Below are 19,581 nucleotides of genomic sequence, written 5' to 3'. Positions count from 1 at the left end.
TGGCGCACTTGACGAATCGAGCATGTCATGATCTTGATCGAAACACTCGAAGAAGCTGTTCACCGCTACGTCACCACCCCAGAACACGCCGGAGCGGTAACCTGCGACGCCGACCCGCTCACCCTGGCCCGGTTCATCGCCGAATACCTGGCTGACCGGGGCGTGGACATCGGCTATGCCGACGGTGAAAGGCTCGCCCTACCCGGCCGCCCGCCCGTCTTCCCGGACATTGACCGTCACCGGCTCCCGCTCGTACTTCTCGACCGAGGAGATCACGTGCGCGTCTACTGCGATGGACGGGACTGCGTCTGGACCTGGCACCTGTACAACAACGCCACCGAACAGGACACCGGACAGGCAATCACCAGCGCGATCGACCACGTCCGCCAACGCCACATCCAAGGCGCAGGAACCAAACCACGCCGATAGAACGTCCCGATCAGCAAGCGCGGACCGCGACAGACAGCCAGTGACAGTCCACAGGGGACTGTGTCCATTTGTCGAGCCGGTCACCGGTCTGCGACTGACCGCGCCGACCGCCTTCCTAGTTGACCGCCTCCCCTTCGACAGAAGCACCGGAGTCCGAACTCGGCGCGGTGACCCGCGCCGAGTTCGGCACGAACCCCTGAGACCGGCGCACCGATCCCGCCGCGGCTCCGGCTCCTCACGCACTCGGTCACCGTTCAGCGTCCACACGCCGAGCGCGCAGATCCCATGCCCAGCAACGGAGATCACCAACGGAGATGCCCACGATGAACAACCCAACCACCCCAGCGATCCCGATGTGCCTTGCCCACCTCCCTACCCTTGGCGGCCTGGCCGTTCCGTGGATCGCGATGAGAACAGCCGACGGCCGACACCTTCTCGGCGCGGTCGACTACGAACGGACCCGTCAGGCGCTGCTGCACCGGTTGTGCCAGGTGTGCGGACGGCCGTTGCACGAGCGGCTAGTGCTGCTGATGCGCCTATCCGACCTACCCCGGCGCTGCACCAGCGAACCAGCGTTGCACCCGGAATGCCACGCCTACACCGTCAGCGCCTGTCCCATGGTCAACGGCCACCTCACCCACTACCGCTCCACCCCGGTGCGACCGGGACCCGGCACGACATCGGCTCCGGACACCTGCGCTCGACTGGGCAAGCCAGCCGAGCCGTGGTTCTCGGTCTGGCTCGCCGGTTACCAGGTTGGCATCGACCACGGAAACCACGTCGCCTCCTACGCACACACCAAGCCACTTCGCATCCGCCCGGTCACCTGGAACCTGCCCGCGCTCTGGTGACACCAGCACCAGCCACGGTGCTCCCGCCAGCGCGGGCCGCTTCGGACACCTTTCCCGACCTGCCACCCGGTCGAAGACGTTGCCAAGTAGCCAGAACGGCCGACACCGGCGTCGTGGCCGACCTCTCCGGCCTCTGGCAGCCACCGCCAGGTGGCGGGGTCGCCGGGTAGCACCCGGCACAGCTTGCGGCGAGTTCGCGCGGGTCTGGCGCGCACCGGCGCGCCAAGCCGTCGCGCCGAGCTTCGACGCGGCCGTCGAGCTGCGCTGAGCCCACCACACCGAGTTGGCCCCGAATCCGGTCGCGCCATGCCGATCGCCACACAGGCAGCGCTCTGAGCACTTGCAGGCAATCGACCTGATCGCCTTCTGCACCAAGGAGTTGTCCATGACCACCACCGAGGATGTGCGTGCCCGCTTGTTCCTGCTGCGCGCCACCGATCCGCCGGCCTGCGCCGTGCGCACCTACGTTGCCGCCCATGGGCCCGCCACGGCGGTCGAGCACATCCGCGAGGGCAGCGCCCCGCGCGCGGTGCTCACCGAGATCGCCCAGCCCGACGCCCAGATCGGGCACGACCTCCGCGCCCTGGACACCGGCACCGCCCGGCTTCTCGCCCCCGGCGACGCGCAGTGGCCCACCGCGCGCCTGGCCGCACTGTCCCGCCACGGCCTCGGCGAACCCCTCGGCCTCTGGGTCCGCGGTCCGGCGAGCCTGGCTGAGCTCACCGCCCGCGCCGTCACGATCACCGGATCACGGGCACCAACACCACGCGGCACCTACGTCACCGCCGACCTCGCCCACGACCTCGCTCGCACCGGTGTGACCATCGTCAGCGGCGCCGCACTCGGGATCGACGAACTCGCCCACCGCAGCGGCCTGGCCGCGCACGGCGCGGTGGTGGCGGTGCTCGCCTGCGGCATCGACCAAGTCCACCCGCACCAGCACGCCGCGCTGTTCGCCGACATCGTCGAAGCCGGTGGCTTGCTGGTCAGCGAGTACCCGGTTGGGGCGAGGCCGACCCGGTTGCGCGCACATGCCCGGTGCCGCCTGCTGGCCGCCCTCTCCGCCGCCACGGTGATCACCGAAGCCCGGCGGCGTGGCGGCGCACTGGCCACCGCGGCCGCCGCCTACCTCCTGAAACGGCCGCTCTATGCCGTACCGGGGCCCTCCGGCCCTGGCTCCGCGGCCGCAGCCAACGCGTTGCTGCGCGCCGGATACGCCCTACCGATCACCACCGCCGAGGACATCACCCACCTTCAGGAGAGGCGATGACCAGCCACCACGACTACGCGGTCGCGGTCGCTGAACTCGGTCTGCCCGCTGAGTGGCAGACCACGATCGTGCTTCGTCCCCGACGCCGCACCCTGTGCGTCCAGGTCAAGCCCGGAGGCACGGTGGCCATCCTGGTCCCGCCCTCCGCGACACCCCAACGGCTCGCCCAGTTCGTCTCCGACCACCGGAAGTGGATCACCGACAAGGCCAGCACCGCCGTGCGACGGGCACCAGCCCATCCGGTCAAGACGTTCATCGACGGCACCGAGTTCGAGCTACTCGGCCAGCGCTACCGGCTCGAACTCCTCGGCCCCGGGGTGCCGCCGCCTAACGGGCAGCCACTGCCGACGGTGCTGACCAACGGCGTGCTCTACGCCCGACGAGAGGCACCGGAACGCATCCAGCAGGCGATCATCGGCCTGTACCAGCAGACCGGCCTGGCCTGGATCCTGCGGCAGGGCCGCCGCTACGAGCTCGACGCCCGCATCCAGGGCCTGCGCTACGGCGTGCGCGACCTCGGCCGCCGTCGCTGGGGAATCTACGATCCGCGCACGCACGTTGTCACCTTGCACTGGACGGTCTTCGGCCTGCCCATGCACCTGATCGACTACGTGTTAGTGCACGAGCTAAGCCACGCCGCCCGGCCCGGCGGCCGCGCGCACGGACCCTCATGGCAGCGGCGAATGCACCAGTGGATGCCGGGCTGGCGGCAGCTCCAGAGCGAACTCGCCGACGCGGGCCGCCAGGTCTGGATTGGTGACTGGACAGACCCCGCCTAGCTGCCGCGGGCCGATCCCGCGCGAACTGCTGTTCGGGTTCACCGCGGCCTCCGGCCTCGGCACCCCTCCCGCGTGTGTCGACCAACGGTGTGGTCCTCCACAGTCTGGTACAACACATTGTGCCGGTCGGTGGCCGGCACCGACGCGCAGTGCGCGCCAGCAACCATCCGGGAGGACCACGCCGATGGACAACGACCAGCACCTCCAACGCGTCGTGGCCAGCAACGCCAAGGTCGTCGAACTCCAGCAGGAGCTGCAGGACATCCGCGAGCAAGAGGCAGCACTCCAGGCCCGGAGAACCCAGGTGCGAACGGAGCTGGACACGGCCCGACAGGACAGGCGCGCCGAGATCGAATCTGCGATCGCTGCCAGCATCCCCAAAGTGCATATCGCGCGCGCGATCGGCATGGATCGCACTAACCTGTACAAGCTTCTCGACGCCGGGAGCAGCGAATAGAACAAGCGGATGGTGTCCGCGCCGCTTGACTAATCGCAACGGATGTCATTCCGATAGTGTCACGCGCGAATCACTTCGGAATCATGTCGATAGGCTTGGCGCCGAACCAACGGTCAACCAGTTCTCGACCCTTCTCTGTCAGCGACACAAATTTGGCGTTCCGCTCTGCGGCGCGCTCAGCGTTAAAGGTGCGAATGCCTTTCTGCTGGGTTCCGTCTGGATAGCCGGACGGAAGTAACCGACCATCGTCGCCGAGTTGGATCATGCCGTCGAGTAGCAGATCGCCGACCGTCCAGATCATGCCATCCGGCAGCATCGGACGATTGCGGCCCGGTACATAGTCCACTAGCCAACGCAACAACCGTAGTTCGAGGTCGCTGTAGCGACCGGTCAGTACACCGAGGTTGATCTTGTACTGCTTCATCGACTTGGCATCGATGTCGCCGCCGGTCTTGCGGGCGTGACAAGTGGGACACAAGGCGATCAGGTTGTCGAACTCGTGACACCGCACCTTTGCCCAATCTACGATGTGATCCACCTCAACCGGGTACTGTCGGCAGGTTGGGATCGCGCATCGGTGCCCAGCCTCGATCAGCACAGCTCGGCGCAGCTCGGCGGGAATCGGCGGTCGGTCCTGCGGCATACCGTGATGATAGGGCGACCCCGCTCTAGCCCGAACAGCGCAGCTCGCCGAGGATCAACCGCCGATTGGAACCCGGGCTCGTTGACTTCCTCGGGCTACTCGGGAATATCCCAACCTACCTGGTTACGTACAGCGCATGACCTGAGCGTCTTTCCGCAGTGCATGATCAATAGATCCGCCACTGCCTCTTCCGCATCGAGATGATCATTTGGACCTGTTCTTCCTGCGACTTCCCTGGTGACTGATCGCCTCTGGTGTCGTTTCCTTCCGCCGTACTTGACCATCAGTCTGCAAGTAGTGGTCATGCTGCGGCGATATTTTGGCGAGCACGACAACGCGGGCCTTCGGCCATCGCGGCGGCAGGCATGAGCAGGTAGTGTTCACGTGCACTCTGATCTCGGTCCCAGGCAATGGAGGCTCGATGGGGTTCGACGATGAGGTCAGCCACAACCGGAGCAGCAAAGCTTCGGAGGAGAGGGCGCAGGCCGAACAGCGCGCTGCGAGCGGCAGGCGGTCCGCCGAGGAGTACGAGATCGCACTTCAGGCAGCACTTGACTACCTCAGCCGTCATCTGCATCCGACAAAGCTGCTGCTCGAGAAACGGATGATCAGGGCGGACGTATACACGCCCAATGGGTACGTCCTTTACCGACACCGCGGCTCCGGTGGCTTTCCTGGGATCAAGTCGCCGCCCAGCGCGACCCCGAACACGTTGGTCGACATGCTCACCACCGACGGACGGGTGTGGAGTCACACCTCTTATCGGCCAGGGCAGTTCCTTAGCCAGGGAGAGGTCTTGTCCTCTGGCTTTGTATTCGGCCTGAGCCTGGACGTCGAGCCCGATGGCCAGCTGACCGCCAGGCGCAGCGACTCGGAAGACCGGTGGATTCCGTTTCGGGACCACCTGGTGTCTTTGCGCGCTGCGGCGCATGAGACTCACGCTGCACGGCTGTAGCCACCAGCCGATCACACCGTCACCGCTGATCACGTTGGCCCCTTGTTCTTCCGTCTTTGTTGATCGCTGGCTTTGTTGCCTCGGGTGGCGGCGACCTGGAGGTGGGGCCGGGCCTTGGGGTTGTTCAGGGCGCGGAGTAGTGCTTGGCCGCGGGGTGTTGGCGGAAACTACAGCAAATTGCGGCCCGCTGGGCGTGTGGCCCCCGCGTAGTCATCACCCTTGTAGCGGTAGTTGTCGATCTGGACCGGTTGGCCGAAGGTCGGGGCGTTGATCATCTTGTCGTTGCCCAGGTACAGCGCCACGTGGCGGATCTTGGTGCTGGGATTGCCGTAGAATACGAGGTCGCCCGGTTGTAGAGGCTGTCCGGCGGGGACTCGCGGCCCGGCGTGGAACTGGGTGTGGGCAGTGCGGGGCAGGTGCATTCCAGCGCTGGCGTAGGCGGCCTTGGTCAGGCCGGAGCAGTCGTACCCGCCTTCGGCACCGCCGTCCCCGCCCCAGACGTAGGGCTGGCCGAGCTGTTGGCAGGCGAACCGAATCGCCGCCTGCGCCGCGGGGTTCGGCGCCTGGATCTCGGCGCAGGTTCCGGTTCCGGTCGTGGCGGCTTCGGCGTACCGGGCGGCTTGGTCGAGGACATTGCGGACGTACCAGTCGGCTCGGTTGTAGGTGAAGATCGCCCGGTAGAGGTCTCGTCCGTCGCGGGCGCCGGAGTCGCAGAGGTAGTGGGCGGCGGCGTGGATGGCATCGTGCGGGTTGTACCGCGACGGCGGGGTTTCCCCGCCCGGGGGCAAGCGGTGGCGGGCAGTGACAGAGGTGAAGGTGGAGGCCAGGAACTGCATCGGCCCGCCGGCACCGGCGTGGTTCTGTCCGCTGTGGACCCCTGGGAGGGTGGAGCGGCCGTGGTCGGTTTCGATCTTGCCGATGGCGGCCAGGATGCTCCAGTTCAGTCCCGGGCACAGGTTGGACGCGCTCCGGTAGAGGGTGAGGTAGTGGCCGGGGATGTCGCCAAGCGCGGCGGCGCTGGGGTGGCCGGTGGTGGTGCCGGTGACCGCGGTGGCGAGGTGGGTGAGGAAGGCGGCGAGGGCGAGCGGAACCGAGACCACCGCGGCCAGGGCGATAAGGACGAGCTTCACGGCCCGCCTCCGGGGACGTCTGGCGGGGGCATCGGTCGTGGCGGTGCCAGCCCGGTCGCTGGCGGGGCCGGGCTCGGAGTGGTCGGTGCGGCGGGTTGTGGTGCGAGCATGGTCGTGGGCCAGAAGTCGGCCAGGTCGATCAGCCGCTGGCGCCGCGGGTGCGCGGTCTCGGGAACGAGCAGCCACCGAGCAGCGGCCGGGCTCGTCTCCGCGGTGCCGGGCTGCGGCACCGCGGTCGTGGCGATCGGCACCAGCGGCGGATGGACGAGCTGGGCGGCGGCCTCGGCCAGTGTTCGACGGGCAGCGGCTTCCCGCCGGGGAGTGGGGAAGTGGAACAGCACCGGGGTGCAGATGGCGGTGGTGGCGGCCAGGCGGGCGTAGCCGGTGAGCTTGTTGGCCAGGCGGGTGAGGGTTTCGGTGCCGAAGTCGTACTCCAGGAAGAACTCGATCTCGCGTTCGTTCTCCCGCCAGCGGCCGTAGGCGTCGGGGCGCACGATGTCGCCGAAGTGCTGCGCGCAGCGGGCCTCTGACCACCAGGCGGTCAGTTCGCCGGGACCGGGGCGGCGAGCGTGGGCGGTGAGGGCGGTGAAGAAGCCGTTGACGCCGACGGTGTGTGCCAGGCGCAGGGAGCTTGCGATGCCGATGGCGGTGGCGTGGCGGTAGCCGATGGTCTCCGGTTTCAGGCCGTCCTCGTGGGCCAGGGTGGTCGCGCCGGCGGTGTCGAGGATGTAGTGCATCGGGAGGGTGCCGCTGGTGATGTAGGGCTGGAAGCGGTCCAGGATGCGCCAGAGGTAGAGCTGGCGGAGGCGGTGGTTGGCCGCGCGCGGGGACGGGAAGGCCAACTGCTGGATCTGGTGGGTGGTGAGCACGCGGTGCTCGTGCAGGATGCGGGCCAGCCACCGGTCTCGGGGGGTGAGCCGTGCGGCCAGCCGCGCGTAGTGCTCGCCAGTGGCCGCGGCGCGCTGGGTGAGGCGCTGTGGCAGGTGCCCGCGGAGTTTCCGCTGGGGTGTCGGGTTGGTGATCATCAATGGTCCTTTCGGTGTTCGGTGTTCGGTGCTCACGCGGCCCGCCGCGGGTCCGGGCCTGGGCGGAGAAGGGATGCGGGTGCCTGCGGTGGTCGGCGGTTGTTGACCTGGGCGGCGGTGCGGATGGTGCGGGCGCGGCCGGGGATGGCGGGGGGCAGCTTGCGGGTGCGGGCGGTGAAGGGGTGGGTGTCCTCGCCGTCGAGGACCAGGCGGGCGGCGATGTGGAAGGCACCGAGGTGGGCCAGGTCGTGTTCGGTCAGGCGCGGGTGGGTGTGGCGGGCGAGGTGGCAGGCGTCTTCGGGGCTGGCGGTGAAGAAGATCTTGGAGCGGGCGTTGGCCGAGATCCCGGCGTGCAGGTTCTTGGTGAGCTGGTCGAGGTGTTGGTGGGCCAGGACCATCCCCATGCGGTAGCCGCGGGCTTCAGCAAGCAGGTCTTCCAGTTCGTAGGGCAGGTTGAGGAAGTTGTGGCACTCATCGACGTAGAGGGCGCAGTCGCGGCGCCGGTGCTGCGGGATGCGCGCGCGGCGGGTGGCCGCCTGCCAGGTGGCGGCGAGGATGAGGGAGCCGACCATGCTGGTGGTGTCGGCCCCGAGTGCGTCTTTTGCTATGCGTACCAGGCAGATCCCGCCGTCGAGGACTGTGTTCATGTCCACTGTGGATGGTCCTCCGGCGAGGGCGTTGCGGACGAACGGGCGCAGCAGCAGGCCGCGGAGTTTGTTCATCAGCGGGGCGATGACGTGGGCGCGGGCGGGATCGGACAGGGTGTTGAACCCGGCCCAGAAGCCGCGCAGGACTTCGTCGCGGAGGTGTTCGGTGGCGCGGGCGCGGAAGGCGGGCTCGGTCAGCAGTTTCGGCACCTCCAGCAGGGTCGGGGTGCCGGGTTGGGCGGTGAGGGTGAGCAGGCTCGCGCGGAGGATGTCCTCGGTGCGGGGTCCCCAGGAGGAGGCGTAGATCCGGGCGAAGATCGACACCAGGTTGTCCACGGTGCGGGCGGGGTCGTTGCCCTGCAACGGGTTGAGCACTGGCGGGCGGGTGGGGCTGTCGGCGTCGAAGAGCACCACCTTCTCCCCCACCTGCTCCGGTAGCCGGGCGAGCAGGTCGTTGACCAGGTCGCCTTTGGGGTCGATGACTACCGCGCCGCGCCCGGCTGCGGCGTCATCGAGCACGAGGTTGGCGATCAGCTCTGATTTGCCGGAGCCGGTCTTGCCGAGGATGTGCAGGTGGTGGCGGGCGTCGGCGACGTGCAGGCCGACCGGGCGGGCGTGACCGGCGTCGCTGGCTCCGATCGGTTTGACCTGCGGCCCGATGGTGGCGATCCCTGGCGGCGGTGGGACGGCGCGGGCACCGGCGCGGTGCAGTCCGGGGGCGGCCTCGTCCAGGGGCAGGTGGGCCAGGGCGGCGAGTTCGGGCACCGAGAGCAGGTCCCCGCGGCCCAGCCGCCGCGCGGCCATCGCGGCCAGCGGCTGGCGGAGCCGGGTGCGGCGGTAGTGGTTGTGTTCGGTGAAGGCGGCGAAGGCGGCGGCGAGGGCGTGGCAGCGCCCACGGAGCACGGCCTGGACCTCCGGCCGTTCTTGCCGGGTGGGTTCGGCGGTCAGGGTGGTGGCCGCGAGGTAGCGGATGCGGGTTTCGTATTGCGGCTGCTGGGCTTTGGCCACGATCGCCCGGTCCTGGGCGGTGTGGTCCAGGTTGGTTTGCCGGTCCCGGCGCGGCGTCGCTGGGCTGGTGCGTGCGGTGCGGGTGTGGATGTGGGGGGTGAACAGGTCGAGCAGGCTGCTGATCAGGCGGACCCGGTGGGGGGCGTGGAGGGCGCGGGCGGCGCGGCGGGCCTGTGCGAGGCGGCGCCCGGTGACGGGGCGGGCCAGGATCTGCACGCGGATGTGTTCGTGCGGGCCGAGGCTGGTCGGTGCGTTGAGCAGGGCGCGGAGTGGGTCGGTGGTGAAGTCGGTGCGGATGGGCAGGGCCTCGGGGCGGGCCAGGCGTAGTTCGCCACCCAGGGCCTCGACGTGGCTGAGGTGGTGCGGCGGTGCTGCTGGTGTGGTGTGGGTGCGCGCGCCGGGCCAGGCGGCTTCGATCGCGCGCTCGATGAGCCCGGGTGGCACGGGGCCGGGGACCCACAGCCTGATCTGCAGGCCGTGGACGGTGAACTCGTACTCGAAGCACAGGTGCGGTTGGCCGTGCAGGAGTCGTTTCCAGGCGGGGCGGAGCAGGCCGATGAGGTTGGCCCACAAGGTGATCGCGCCGGTGGGCTCAACCTCGGGCGGGGCCAGCACGGTGATCAGCCGCGCCTGTGCGGCCTGGCGGGCATGGGTGCGGTGGCGCCACTGGCGCCTGGCAAGAACCGCGGTCGCAGCGGTGACGATGAGGAACGCTCCGGTGGCCGGGCCCCAGGTGAGGGCGAGGTCGCCGAGGTGGGCCAGCACTTTCTGGATCACGCCGAGCGGGTCACGCAGGTAGTCCGCGATCGGGGAGGCCACGGCCTCGGAGTCGAGTGCGGTGCGGAATGTGGTGGTGGGCCAGGACATGGAACCTCCCGACGTCGGCGGCCGGCACTGCGGCGGGCTGCGGGATGGGCGTGGTGTTCAGGCCGCATCGGGCTGTCCCGCCTCGCCCGGGTTTGGCACGGCCGCGGGATGCGGGTCCTGGTGGACGGAGCTGGTGCCGGCGAGCCGGAGGGGCCGCAGGCAGCGGCGCTGTGCGCGGTCGGCGTCGGTTGCGGCCTGCCACTGGGAGAAGCGCCGACCGGCCAGCCGTGTAAGGAAGGGCGGGAACTGGTTGGCGGGGATGCCGACCAGTCGCGGGCCCAGGACCGCGATTAGGTCGCTGGTGTTTTGGGAGGACCATCCCGCCTCGGCCAGGGCGGCCTTGTCGGGGAAGACGTCGGCGACCCGGTCGGTGCCAGGATCGATCGCGGCATCCTGGGTGCCGCCGTAGGAGTAGACCCACCGGAAGTTGGGGGGTGGGTGGGGTTGGACGAGCCGCCGGAATCGGGCGATCTCTTTGGTGTAGGCGTAGAACCGCACACCGGGGTGCGCGCGGCAGATTTCCAGCCATGCCTGGAGGTAGTCGTCAGAGAAGAAGTCGCCGCTGTCGTGGATTCTGATCCAGGTGTCCCGGAATCGAGCGGCACGCAGTTCGGCGATCATGGCCGTTTGCCAGCCGGGCAGATCGTCAAGAACGAACTGCAGGTTCGCCTGGTGTTTGGCGCGCACGACCGGCCAGGTGTAGCTGCCTTTGCGGGCGTAGCAGACCTGTGCGCAGACACCGGCGCTGGGGCAAGTGTTGTAGGTGCGGCCATCCGGCAGGCGCCCGGCCCAGGCCGGCAGCGACCAGTTCCAGACGCCGATGCGGCGCAGTTCCCGGTTCTGGGTCAGCAGCCGGGCAGGGCGAGACGCCGGGCGCGGTGTGGGCGATGGTGCAGACATAGGTGTCCTCTAGGTGCAATCGGGTGCTGGGCAGGCAGGTCCGAGGGTTAGGCGGCGTCGAGTTCGACCAGCGCGGTGTCCTCGACGCCGGGTTCACCCGCCAGGTCTGGCGGGTCGGTGTCGCCGAGGTCGACGAAGGCGTTCTCGTCGGCCAGCGGGTTGCCGGTGGTGTGCTCGGCGAGCTCGGCCGGGTTGGTGGTGATCAGGGTGTGCTCGGCCGGGGAGGCCAGGGCTTGGAAGGCGACCCGGTGGGTGCCGGTGGCCAGCAGGCCCTGGCCCTGGGCGGCCGAAAGCAGGAACTGGCGTTCCCCGGCGGAGAGGGTGAAGGCGTGGCCGATCTCCTCGATCGCTTGGGGGGCCTGGCGGAGCAGGATCTGGGTGGCGGCGTTGGCGATGACGGCCTTGCCGATCTCCGAGCCCAGGACGTCGGCGGCGTCCTGGGTGGCCACGGTGAGCCCAGCCCAGTGCTTGCGGCCGGCTTTGGCCATGCGGAAGAGGAACTCCGCCCCGGCGGGTTGGCGCATCAGCAGCCAGGCTTCGTCGACCACGACCAGCCGGGGTCGGCGGATCGCGGTGTTGGAGACCTGCCGCCACACCGCATCCAGGGCCAGGAGGGTGCCCAGGGGTTTGAGTTCCTCGGCCAGCTCCCGCAGCGAGAGCACCACCAGGTGGCCTTCGGGGCGCAGCGTGGTGGGCCCGGCGAACAGGCCGGAGTACGCGCCGGTGGTGTAGGGCTGCAACCGTCCGGCCAGCCCCGCCGCGGCGGCCTCCCGGGAGCGGCCCAGCGTGGCGGCCAGATCAGTCAGCAGCGGTGCCGGGCGCAGCCAGGTGCGGGGGTCGGCGGTGATCCCGGCCGTGGCGTAGGTGGCGGCGATGGCGCGGTCCAGGCAAAGGCGTTCGGTGGCGTCGAGCTCGGTGCCGAGCAGTAGGGCCACCACGGTGTGCAGGAACAGCGACTGCCGCACCAGGGCATCCCGCGGGGCGGTGCGGCGCCCGTCCGGGCGGGTGTGCACCGGCAGGTCCAGGGGGTTGAGGTGGATGCCCTCCGCGCCCAGGCGGAGGTGGGTGCCGCCGATGGCGGCGGCCAGGCGGGCGTATTCGTCTTCGGGGTCGACGATGAGGACCTGGACGCCGCGGTAGAGCGAGCGCAGCGCTTCGAGCTTGACCAGGTAGGACTTCCCGGCGCCGGAGCAGCCCAGGATAACGGAGTTGTGGTTGTCGCAGGCGAAGCGGTCGTGGTGGACCAGGCCCTGGGAGCCGAGGTTGAACCCGTAGAGCACGCCGGTGGGCACTCCGGCCGAGGCCGGGTTGGGTGCGGGCAGGTCGGGGCTGGTGAAGGGGAAGCCGGCGGCCAGGGCGGTGGTGTCGAAGGTGCGCCGCAGCTGCAGCTGATCCAAGCCGAGGGGCAGGGTGGTGACCCAGCCTTGCAGGCTGCGGTAGCTGGCGGGTTTGGCATCCAGTAGCAGCGAGGCGGCCAGCGCCCGCACGGCGGCGACCTCGGTGGCCAGCTCGTGCGGGGTGTGGGCGTGCACGGTGAGGTAGAGGCCGAAGCGGAACAGCTTGTCCTGGCTGCGGGCCACCCGGTCGGCGAGGTCTTCGGCGTCGCCGAGGGCGATGGCGGCCTGGCGGTCCTGCTGGGCTGCCGGGGTGGAGCCAAGCTGGGTGATCCGCTTTTTCAGTCGGCTGGCGGCGGTGACCGGGTCGATGGGTTCGACGTGCAGGGAGACGTCCAGGCGGCCGGGGTAGGTCAGCAGCGGCTGGAGCCAGCCGGGGTGGACCTCGCGCGGGTAGCCGGTGACGGCGAAGGAGGCCACCTGCTCGCCGCCGACCTCCAGGTGCCGGGCGCCGATGGTGATCGCATCCGGGGTGAACACCCCGGAGCCCTCGGCGTGGGCAGGCTTCATGACCGGCCTCCGTGGGGCTCGTGGTCGACGGTGGGCGGGGTGCCGAACGCGGCCGGGTTCCAGCTGTCCCTGCCCGTGGTGGTGATCACCTCGTCGGCGGCGGCCATGACCGTGCCGGGCGGGATGAGCGAGTCGGGGTTGCAGGCCGCGGCCAGCACGCTGGTGGCCGCGCCGGGTTCCAGCGGCGTGACGGTGATGCCGGCCGGGGCCAGCAGCGCCATGGCCTCCTGCACTCGCTGGGCCAGCCGGGTCTCCGCCGCTCGGAGCGCCCCCTCCCCTGGCTCGGCCGCCTTGCTCCGGCGAAAGGGCGCCAGCAGCGCGATGCCCGCGGGCGCTGTGCCGGGGGTGTGGAGGGGTTCGCGGATGACGAGCAGGACTTGGCGGCGCAGCAGGTCGGTGGTGCGGGCGAGCTGGGTGAGGTAGTCGGCGTGCTCGCAGGCGGCCTGTTCCAGGGCCGGGTGCGGCAGGGTGGGGGCGGCGGCGCGGAGTTCGGCGATCGGGGTGGACAGGTCCAGGCGCTGGGTGCGCACCAGGATCTGCACCGGCGCGGTGAGGCTGTTGAGCAGGCGGGCGTAGACGGCGACGAGGGCCTGTTGCTCGGCGGCGGTGCGCAGCCCGAAGTTGACCGTGGAGCACACCGCCAGCACGGCCAGCCCGTCCACGCCGAGGTCGACCACCCCGGCGTGGGTGACAGCCTGGGCCGGGAGCTCCAGCGGCACCGGGGAGACCCGGTGGGCATCGCCGGTGGTGGTGGCGTGCTGGGCAAGCCATGGCGGCGCCTCGGGGATGCCTTCGGGGGCGGTGACCCGATGCCGGGGGCGCAGTGCCTGGCGCAGCGCGGCCGCGGCGAGTCGGTCCAGGCTGATCCCGTCGCGCTGGCCCAGGGCGAGCACGACGGCGGCCGCGGCGATCGGCATCGCGGCCAGGGCGAAGACGCCCAGGGGCAGGAAGGACCGGGTGGCCAGGTAGGCGGCGTAGAGCACGGCGCCGACGCTGGCCAGGATGACCAGTTGACGGCCGGTGAGCGGGCCGAGGATGCGGTCCGGGCGGTCGACATCGGCGGGGATGCGGATGGGCGCGTTCACGACGAGCCTCCAGGTCGAGTCGGCCGCTGGGGTCGCGGGGGTTGGAACAGCACCGGCGGGGCGGCGGCAGCGCCGCGCTCCGGCGAGACCGGCGGCGCCGGGGCGGGCGGAGTGGGCGGGCGGAACTGGGGCGGGGCGGGGGTGTGCGAGCGGGCACGGCGTCCCACCGGCTCCCCCACCGGCGCCTGGAACACCGGGCTCGCGGGCGCGGATCCAGCCACGCGAGGCGGGATGGTCGGCTCGGCGGTGGCGGCCTGGAACCGCAGATGGGCGGGCACCGCGGCGACCGGCACCCGCACGGGCGCGGGGATCGGTGCTGCCGCGGTGCGGAACGCCGGGTGTGGGACGGTGCCGGGTCGGCGCGAGATCGGGACCGCCGCGGTGGGCGGGTCGGGCGTGGGGGTGCGGAACTCGGTCATGGCGGGGGCCTCCGAGGCGTGGCGCGGTGCCAGGTCGTGGGTGGGTCTCTGCGGGGTGTGCTGCTGGAACCGCACGGCGGTGACCCGGCTGGGCGGCTGCTTGCGGGCCAGTTCGGCGGCGTGGTGTTCGCGCAGGCGCCGCGCGATGGCCTCGGGGCCGCCGATGCCGGCCAGGCCGCCCCATTCGCGGATGGCCATCGGCCACGGCGGCTCGCTCCCGCTTCGCGCCCGCGGCCCGGCAGGGGCCGGATGTGGACGAGCGGAGGGGGCGGGGCGGGAACGGCGGTTGCCGAGCAGGCCGAAGGCCTTGCCCATGACGTAGGCGCGCAGCACCCCGCCAACCAGGGAGCGGCCTTGGCTCAGGCGCAGCGGCCCGAGGATCCAGAACGGGATCTTGCACAGGATGTAGAGCAGGGCGAGCGCGACCAGCAGGTTGATCAGCCCGCCGGTGCTGGGGCCGAAGGGGGTGAATCCCGGGGCCAGCACCACCCGCAGTGCGGTGATCAGGGTCATCGACTGGGCCAGCTGTACGGCCAGGCAGCCGCCGAAGGCCTTCCACCACCAGCGGGCGATCCCCTCGGAGATCGACAGGGCGTGGCCCATCAGCAGCAACGGCGCCGCCGCGATGAGGATCACCGTCAGGGCAACCCGCACGAGGTAGGTCAGCACCAGCACGACCACGCCGATAGCTACTGCGACCAGCAGCAGGGCGTTGACGATGCTCATCACGATCGACGGGCCCAGCAGCAGCTGCTTGAGCGCGTCGGCGGCCTGGGCGGGGTTGACCCCCTCCCCCATCACCGCCGCGGACAGGGCGTTGGCCAGATCGATCGCCTTGACCGCCACGAACAGCGACAGCGCGCTGGCCAGGAACCCGGTGAACAGCCGCGGCAGGATCTCCTGCGCCGAGGCGCGGGTCTGCACGCTCTGGTAGGCCATCAGCTGCAGCCCGGCGAAGATGACGATCAGGCCGTAGCAGGCCAGCACGATCTCCCAGGAGGCCTGCCACAGCTCGCCGATCCGCGGCAGCGACGCCGGGGTCGGGGTGGCCAGCAGGGTGCTGCCCAGCAGCTCCAGCAGGGGGTTGAGCGCGCCGATGGCCATGTCCCGGAACAGGTCGGTCAGCAACGTGTCCAGGCAGGTCGACCAGGTCTCGGAGTCCCACAGGCTGCACACCAGCTTGCCCATTCCGCCGGATCCGCCGCCGGGCTGGCCGGGCGGTCGCGCCGGGGTGGTGGGCTGGGGGATGCAGTTGGGCCCCGTGCACGGCGCCGATGCGGTGCTGGACCCGCTCGGCGGCGCCGTGCTGGGCGCGGTGGACGGTATCGACGGCGCTGGGGACGGCGGGGTGGGCTGGGCCGCGGCGGTGACCGCGATCGCGGCGGCCATGATCAGGCCCAGGCTTCCCGCCAGCAGCCACCCAGCCCAGGCCCGGAGCCCGCACCGCAGAGGCGCGGCGCCGGTCCCGCTGCTCCTGCCGGTGCCCACGGTCAGGCCCCGACGATCTTCTTGAGGACTTCCACGACCAGCGGTGCGACCAGGGCCACCACGTAGCCCAGGCCCGCGCACTTCATCGCCAGCTTGCCCTTGGCGTACTCGCCGGGGTCTCCCCCGGAGACGATGCAGCGGCCGCCGCCGACGATCAGGAACAGCGTGGCCAGCCCGGCGAAGATGCCCAGCAGCCACAGCTGGAGGTTGCTCAGCACCTCATCCAGCGACTTGGCCAGAGCCAGCACCTCAGCCGGTGCGGCCTGCACCGCCGAGCCCGCACCCAGCACCGTCACGGTGGTCAAGGCCAGCAACAGAAGGCCGCGACAAAGCCCACGGCCCAGGGCGCGGATTCGACCCCCGCGGTACTCATTGCTCCGATGACTGCGGAGAGGGGCGGGGTCGTGGGCCGCGGTTGCGGTGGTGCTGGAGGCGCCGGTGCGCGGACACGGCCGGGCCGCCGGGCGCGAGCGCCGAGTGGCGCGTGGCGGGGTCAGGCACATGGGGGCACCTCCGAGCGGTCCGGTGCGGGCCGAGTGGTCTCGCACTCCTGAACTCCGCAATCCGGGCCGGTCTTGGACATCCCGCCTCGGACTTTGCGACCGGACCGCCGCGCCGTGCCGGTTACCGAGGGCGACTGCTTGGGCCGCGGTGTGCGGGCGGGGACCGGGGCGGCTGCGCCGTCCTCGCAGAGGTGGGCGCGCAGGCGGTGTTCGGCGCGCTGGCGCATCTTGTAGGCCGCCCACAGCTTGATCCGGTGCTGGGCCGCCCAGTCGGCAATCGGCATCTCCTCCAGCCGGGTCGACCCGATCACCGCGGCCTCGGTGCGGGTCAGCACCCCTTCCTCTACCGCCCGCGCCAGGACCAGGTCGGGGTGTCCCCACGGAGGGTGCGGCGCCTGGGAGAAGAACCCCGAGGGCACCGGGGTCGGGGCGGCGAGAGCCTCGGCGAGCGCGGCGTGTCCGGCCCGGAAGGCCGCCCACCGCAGCCGCAGCATGATCTTCGGTCGCCGGAGATCGATCGTGGTCAGCGCGGCAAGGAACCCGCGCAGCACCTCGGCGGCGATGTCGGCCGGGTCGGCGGCGAAGCGGTCGGTCAGCTGGGCGGTGACCGAGGTCAACGCGGGCAGCGCGACCCCGACCGCGGCCACCGTCCAGGTCGCGCCCTCGGTCCGGGCGCGCAGGACCAGGTGCGCCCAGACCGCATCCCGGGTGGCCGGTCGGCAACGACGCTCCAGCAGCCGGTCCCGCAGCTCATCCAGGGGCAGCCGGCGATCCGGGAGACCGGGAAACAACCGGCCGTTGATCGAGACCGGACGAGGTCCGGTGACCAGCCAGCGGAAAGCCCCACGCGCGACGTCGAGCGCATTGTCCGGATAGGGGTCGCCGCTGGGTCGGCGAGTGTTGAACTGGTGTGCCATGACGTAGCTCCCACGGCGTCGAAGGCGGTTGACGAGGACGCCAGTACGACACGGGAACTACTAGCTAAATACTTGGCCGCTACTATGTTGATCTTTCTGAAGATACTATTTCACTACTAGATTTGGGACATTCTTGGGCTCGCCTGCCCTAGCGGATTCGTACTCGTCCGCGAGATCGACAGCGGCTGCTAGTAGCGTCTCAGCTGGGACTATGTCGATGAACTAGGGTCGGACTAGTAGCCGAGGAGAACGCGGCTTCGCCTACCGGCAAGACGTGTCTCCACCTCATCGAAAAGATCTTCCAGAGAGCTTTTCGACGGACTCAGTCGCCACCGGGAACCGCTGCCAGCCGAACTACACCGAAGGCGTCATTGCGGCCTGCCGACTCCCATGGAAGGAATGCGCGGCTTGGTGTCCAATAGCGGGAGCAGAATCGGAGTTAAGGGGCATCCAGCAGTACGCCCTACCTCCCGTGGAGCCCTTCATGGATTCACACCGCAGTCCCGGCTTGTCCTCCATCGATGCCATCGGCGTCGGCACGTCGCCTGGTCAACTCGGCGAACTCCGCCACCAAGAACAACTCCGGCGCCCCCTGTTTCGGCGCGCGCCCGACTCGTCGACCGCGCGCCTCGCCACGGTGTGGCCTGCCCCCAACTCCACCCCGGGCACCGGTCCAGGCGACTGGTTGCTGACCATGGTCGTCAAGATCGTCACCACCTACACCCGCCCCGGCCACCGGGTGCTTCTGCTCGCGCCGCCGCGCACCGGCAGACCACCGGCGAGCACCGGTCCGATCGGCCTCCCCGTGGTGCCCACGGGCCAGGAGTACGACCACCTGCTGGATGCCTGCTGGGCCGTCTTCCGGCTCGGCCGGACCGTCCGGACACACGACGAACCCGGCCTCACATCCCATCCGCCTGACGGTGAATCGAGTGCGGGGTTGGCCGGAAGCTGGCCCGCCGTCCCGGTCGCTGGGGCCGACGCCCACGGTCAGCACGACGGCGCGTCGGCCCGGCCTGCGACCGCGGGAGTCCTGCCGCGGCCGGATGTGTTCGAGCTGATCATCACCGCCGTCTCCCCGGCTGCCGGGGATCACCGTGGACTGCGGCGCTGGGCAAGCCGCCTTGCCGAGGGCGGCGTCCTCGCCGTTATCACCCACAGTGACCACATCTCCGGGGGGTTCCACGATCCGACTCGGGCGGTGGTCCGCGCCACTGCGGAGTCCGGCCTCGACTATCTCGATCACCTCGCGCTGCTCCGCACGAGCGCCAGGAACCCCGGTGGCGATCCTGCCGAGGATGCCGCTGATGGGGCGTCCTCCTTCGCCGATCTGCTGATCTTCAGCACCGCTCCGACCTCGGCCACCACTACGGCGCGACCGGGAGACCTCCGATGACAGCGCCCTCCTCGGGGCCGGGGATCTCGCCGGTGTGGTGGACCGGCCAGCACTCGATCGCCACGCAACACCGGCGCGGCGGCTACAACCCGGCCACCCAGTTCGACCGCGACCAGGTGCCGCCCAAGATCGCCGCACACGCCATCGCCACCTTCACCCGTCCTGGCGATCTCGTCTTGGACCCCGCCTGCGGCGCGGGCACCGTGGTGACCGAAGCCCTCTACGCCAGCCGGCGAGCGATCGGATTGACTACTGACCCGCGCTGGCGGCGCGTGGCCCGCCTCAACATCGGCACGGCACGCCGCAACGGCGCCCCACGCCCCGGCACCGTGTTGCTGGGTGACCTCGACCTGCTGGAGGTGGCGGAGGCGGCGAGCCTGGCGGGCCAGGTCGACCTGATGCTGACCAGCCTCCGCGGATGCCACCCGGGCACACCAGCCGGAGACCCGCCAGGCGAGTCCGCTTCGGATAACGCCTTCCGGATGCTCGCCGGTGCGCTGGCGTGGTCGTTGCTCCTTCTTCGGCCAGGCGGGTACGCCGTGGTGGTCATCAAGCCCACCCGATCCGCGGGCAGGCTGCTCGACTTGACCTCCTCGGTGCTGCGTCTCGGGCAGGCGGCCGGGCTCCGGCCGATCGGCCGCGGTGTCGCCCTGACCGCCCGGGTCCGCGGCCAGCAGGTGTACACCGGCGCCGGGTTAGCCGAACGCGACGCCGCCCACCGAGCTCAGGCGGCCGGGACACCGATCGCGCTGACCGCCCACCGAGACGTAGTGATCTTCACCGTGCCGGAGGTGCCGGACAACCTCCTCAAGGTCGCCGTCCCGGCGGGCCTACCGGTGTTCGGTGCCGCGTTGACTCAGCGCAGGCGCACCGCGTGGTTGGACCGGACCGCGGGGTGGGCTGCGTGA

The 19,581-nt window shown here is 70.5% G+C and carries 19 protein-coding genes; 9 read left to right on the top strand and 10 right to left on the bottom strand.

All coding sequences use genetic code 11. The features are described from left to right. Positions 1 to 27: 27 nt before the first annotated feature. From N8J89_RS03780 to N8J89_RS03760, 5 genes are all read left to right on the top strand, one after another. Positions 28 to 429, top strand: coding sequence for a hypothetical protein (locus N8J89_RS03780; protein WP_283662963.1), 402 nt, complete (start codon positions 28 to 30; stop codon positions 427 to 429). Positions 430 to 836: 407 nt separating this feature from the next. Continuing rightward, positions 837 to 1,280 carry a hypothetical protein gene (locus tag N8J89_RS03775; RefSeq protein WP_283662962.1) on the top strand — a complete coding sequence of 148 codons (444 nt, stop codon included), beginning with the start codon at positions 837 to 839 and terminating at the stop codon, positions 1,278 to 1,280. Between the two features lie 385 nt (positions 1,281 to 1,665). After that, positions 1,666 to 2,550: a DNA-processing protein DprA gene (locus N8J89_RS03770; RefSeq protein ID WP_283662961.1), complete on the top strand. Its 885-nt coding sequence runs from the start codon at positions 1,666 to 1,668 to the stop codon at positions 2,548 to 2,550. After that, positions 2,547 to 3,329, top strand: coding sequence for a M48 family metallopeptidase (locus tag N8J89_RS03765; RefSeq protein ID WP_283662960.1), 783 nt, complete (start codon positions 2,547 to 2,549; stop codon positions 3,327 to 3,329). Before N8J89_RS03770 ends, N8J89_RS03765 begins: the two co-directional genes overlap by 4 nt. Before the next feature lie 184 nt (positions 3,330 to 3,513). Beyond that, the gene (locus N8J89_RS03760) at positions 3,514 to 3,786 is read left to right on the top strand and encodes a hypothetical protein (protein WP_283662959.1); all 273 of its coding nucleotides are present in this window, start codon (positions 3,514 to 3,516) and stop codon (positions 3,784 to 3,786) included. Positions 3,787 to 3,856: 70 nt separating this feature from the next. On the opposite strand, the gene N8J89_RS03755 is transcribed toward N8J89_RS03760, so the two are convergent. Then, positions 3,857 to 4,429, bottom strand: coding sequence for an HNH endonuclease (locus N8J89_RS03755; protein WP_283662958.1), 573 nt, complete (start codon positions 4,427 to 4,429; stop codon positions 3,857 to 3,859). 421 nt (positions 4,430 to 4,850) lie between these two features. Here N8J89_RS03755 and N8J89_RS03750 point away from each other — a divergent pair, with 421 nt between their 5' ends. Next, positions 4,851 to 5,384, top strand: a complete 534-nt coding sequence (locus N8J89_RS03750) for a hypothetical protein (protein ID WP_283662957.1) — start codon at positions 4,851 to 4,853, stop codon at positions 5,382 to 5,384. Positions 5,385 to 5,551: 167 nt separating this feature from the next. Here N8J89_RS03750 and N8J89_RS03745 read toward each other — a convergent pair whose 3' ends face one another. Genes N8J89_RS03745 through N8J89_RS03715 form a run of 7 tightly spaced genes read right to left on the bottom strand, consistent with a single transcriptional unit; the run spans position 5,552 to position 15,557 of the window. Beyond that, a complete protein-coding gene (locus N8J89_RS03745; protein ID WP_283662956.1) occupies positions 5,552 to 6,484 on the bottom strand; it encodes a C40 family peptidase in 933 nt (310 codons plus the stop codon). Positions 6,485 to 6,510: 26 nt separating this feature from the next. Beyond that, positions 6,511 to 7,539, bottom strand: coding sequence for a replication-relaxation family protein (locus N8J89_RS03740; protein ID WP_283662955.1), 1,029 nt, complete (start codon positions 7,537 to 7,539; stop codon positions 6,511 to 6,513). Positions 7,540 to 7,571: 32 nt separating this feature from the next. Continuing rightward, positions 7,572 to 10,061 (bottom strand): type IV secretory system conjugative DNA transfer family protein, encoded by a 2,490-nt coding sequence (locus N8J89_RS03735; RefSeq protein ID WP_283662954.1) that lies wholly within the window; start codon positions 10,059 to 10,061, stop codon positions 7,572 to 7,574. 57 nt (positions 10,062 to 10,118) lie between these two features. Beyond that, complete coding sequence (locus N8J89_RS03730; RefSeq protein ID WP_283662953.1) at positions 10,119 to 10,961, bottom strand: GP88 family protein; 843 nt, start codon at positions 10,959 to 10,961, stop codon at positions 10,119 to 10,121. A gap of 47 nt (positions 10,962 to 11,008) precedes the next feature. Next, complete coding sequence (locus tag N8J89_RS03725; protein WP_283662952.1) at positions 11,009 to 12,865, bottom strand: VirB4 family type IV secretion system protein; 1,857 nt, start codon at positions 12,863 to 12,865, stop codon at positions 11,009 to 11,011. After that, entirely contained in the window at positions 12,862 to 13,950 is a 1,089-nt protein-coding gene (locus N8J89_RS03720) for a PrgI family protein (RefSeq protein WP_283662951.1), read from the bottom strand. Before N8J89_RS03720 ends, N8J89_RS03725 begins: the two co-directional genes overlap by 4 nt. Further along, complete coding sequence (locus tag N8J89_RS03715) at positions 13,947 to 15,557, bottom strand: TrbL/VirB6 family protein (RefSeq protein WP_283662950.1); 1,611 nt, start codon at positions 15,555 to 15,557, stop codon at positions 13,947 to 13,949. Before N8J89_RS03715 ends, N8J89_RS03720 begins: the two co-directional genes overlap by 4 nt. A gap of 58 nt (positions 15,558 to 15,615) precedes the next feature. Here N8J89_RS03715 and N8J89_RS03710 point away from each other — a divergent pair, with 58 nt between their 5' ends. After that, positions 15,616 to 15,882, top strand: coding sequence for a hypothetical protein (locus N8J89_RS03710; RefSeq protein ID WP_283662949.1), 267 nt, complete (start codon positions 15,616 to 15,618; stop codon positions 15,880 to 15,882). Here N8J89_RS03710 and N8J89_RS03705 read toward each other — a convergent pair. Further along, entirely contained in the window at positions 15,860 to 16,153 is a 294-nt protein-coding gene (locus N8J89_RS03705) for a hypothetical protein (RefSeq protein WP_283666087.1), read from the bottom strand. The two genes, N8J89_RS03710 and N8J89_RS03705, sit on opposite strands and share 23 nt — an antisense overlap. A gap of 197 nt (positions 16,154 to 16,350) precedes the next feature. Beyond that, positions 16,351 to 17,277: a hypothetical protein gene (locus N8J89_RS03700; RefSeq protein WP_283662948.1), complete on the bottom strand. Its 927-nt coding sequence runs from the start codon at positions 17,275 to 17,277 to the stop codon at positions 16,351 to 16,353. A gap of 508 nt (positions 17,278 to 17,785) precedes the next feature. Between N8J89_RS03700 and N8J89_RS03695 the strand changes: the two genes are divergently transcribed. Together N8J89_RS03695 and N8J89_RS03690 are read left to right on the top strand one after the other, a co-directional pair. Continuing rightward, positions 17,786 to 18,673 carry a hypothetical protein gene (locus tag N8J89_RS03695; protein ID WP_283662947.1) on the top strand — a complete coding sequence of 296 codons (888 nt, stop codon included), beginning with the start codon at positions 17,786 to 17,788 and terminating at the stop codon, positions 18,671 to 18,673. Beyond that, complete coding sequence (locus N8J89_RS03690; protein ID WP_283662946.1) at positions 18,670 to 19,581, top strand: TRM11 family SAM-dependent methyltransferase; 912 nt, start codon at positions 18,670 to 18,672, stop codon at positions 19,579 to 19,581. Before N8J89_RS03695 ends, N8J89_RS03690 begins: the two co-directional genes overlap by 4 nt.

Origin of the sequence: Crossiella sp. CA-258035 (genome assembly GCF_030064675.1) — a bacterium.
Lineage (GTDB): Bacteria > Actinomycetota > Actinomycetes > Mycobacteriales > Pseudonocardiaceae > Crossiella.
Note: the sequence above shows the minus strand (reverse complement) of the source record. Positions and strands in the feature narration are given on the sequence as shown.

Coding starts and splice junctions, on each gene's coding strand:
- N8J89_RS03760 (WP_283662959.1), top strand. CDS start 3,514: ATGGACAACGACCAGCACCTCCAACGCGTCGTGGCCAGCAACGCCAAG.
- N8J89_RS03750 (WP_283662957.1), top strand. CDS start 4,851: ATGGGGTTCGACGATGAGGTCAGCCACAACCGGAGCAGCAAAGCTTCG.
- N8J89_RS03700 (WP_283662948.1), bottom strand. CDS start 17,277: ATGGCACACCAGTTCAACACTCGCCGACCCAGCGGCGACCCCTATCCG.
- N8J89_RS03755 (WP_283662958.1), bottom strand. CDS start 4,429: ATGCCGCAGGACCGACCGCCGATTCCCGCCGAGCTGCGCCGAGCTGTG.
- N8J89_RS03775 (WP_283662962.1), top strand. CDS start 837: ATGAGAACAGCCGACGGCCGACACCTTCTCGGCGCGGTCGACTACGAA.
- N8J89_RS03715 (WP_283662950.1), bottom strand. CDS start 15,557: ATGGGCAAGCTGGTGTGCAGCCTGTGGGACTCCGAGACCTGGTCGACC.
- N8J89_RS03735 (WP_283662954.1), bottom strand. CDS start 10,061: ATGTCCTGGCCCACCACCACATTCCGCACCGCACTCGACTCCGAGGCC.
- N8J89_RS03770 (WP_283662961.1), top strand. CDS start 1,666: ATGACCACCACCGAGGATGTGCGTGCCCGCTTGTTCCTGCTGCGCGCC.
- N8J89_RS03725 (WP_283662952.1), bottom strand. CDS start 12,865: ATGAAGCCTGCCCACGCCGAGGGCTCCGGGGTGTTCACCCCGGATGCG.
- N8J89_RS03765 (WP_283662960.1), top strand. CDS start 2,547: ATGACCAGCCACCACGACTACGCGGTCGCGGTCGCTGAACTCGGTCTG.
- N8J89_RS03730 (WP_283662953.1), bottom strand. CDS start 10,961: ATGTCTGCACCATCGCCCACACCGCGCCCGGCGTCTCGCCCTGCCCGG.
- N8J89_RS03710 (WP_283662949.1), top strand. CDS start 15,616: ATGCAGTTGGGCCCCGTGCACGGCGCCGATGCGGTGCTGGACCCGCTC.
- N8J89_RS03780 (WP_283662963.1), top strand. CDS start 28: ATGATCTTGATCGAAACACTCGAAGAAGCTGTTCACCGCTACGTCACC.
- N8J89_RS03690 (WP_283662946.1), top strand. CDS start 18,670: ATGACAGCGCCCTCCTCGGGGCCGGGGATCTCGCCGGTGTGGTGGACC.
- N8J89_RS03740 (WP_283662955.1), bottom strand. CDS start 7,539: ATGATCACCAACCCGACACCCCAGCGGAAACTCCGCGGGCACCTGCCA.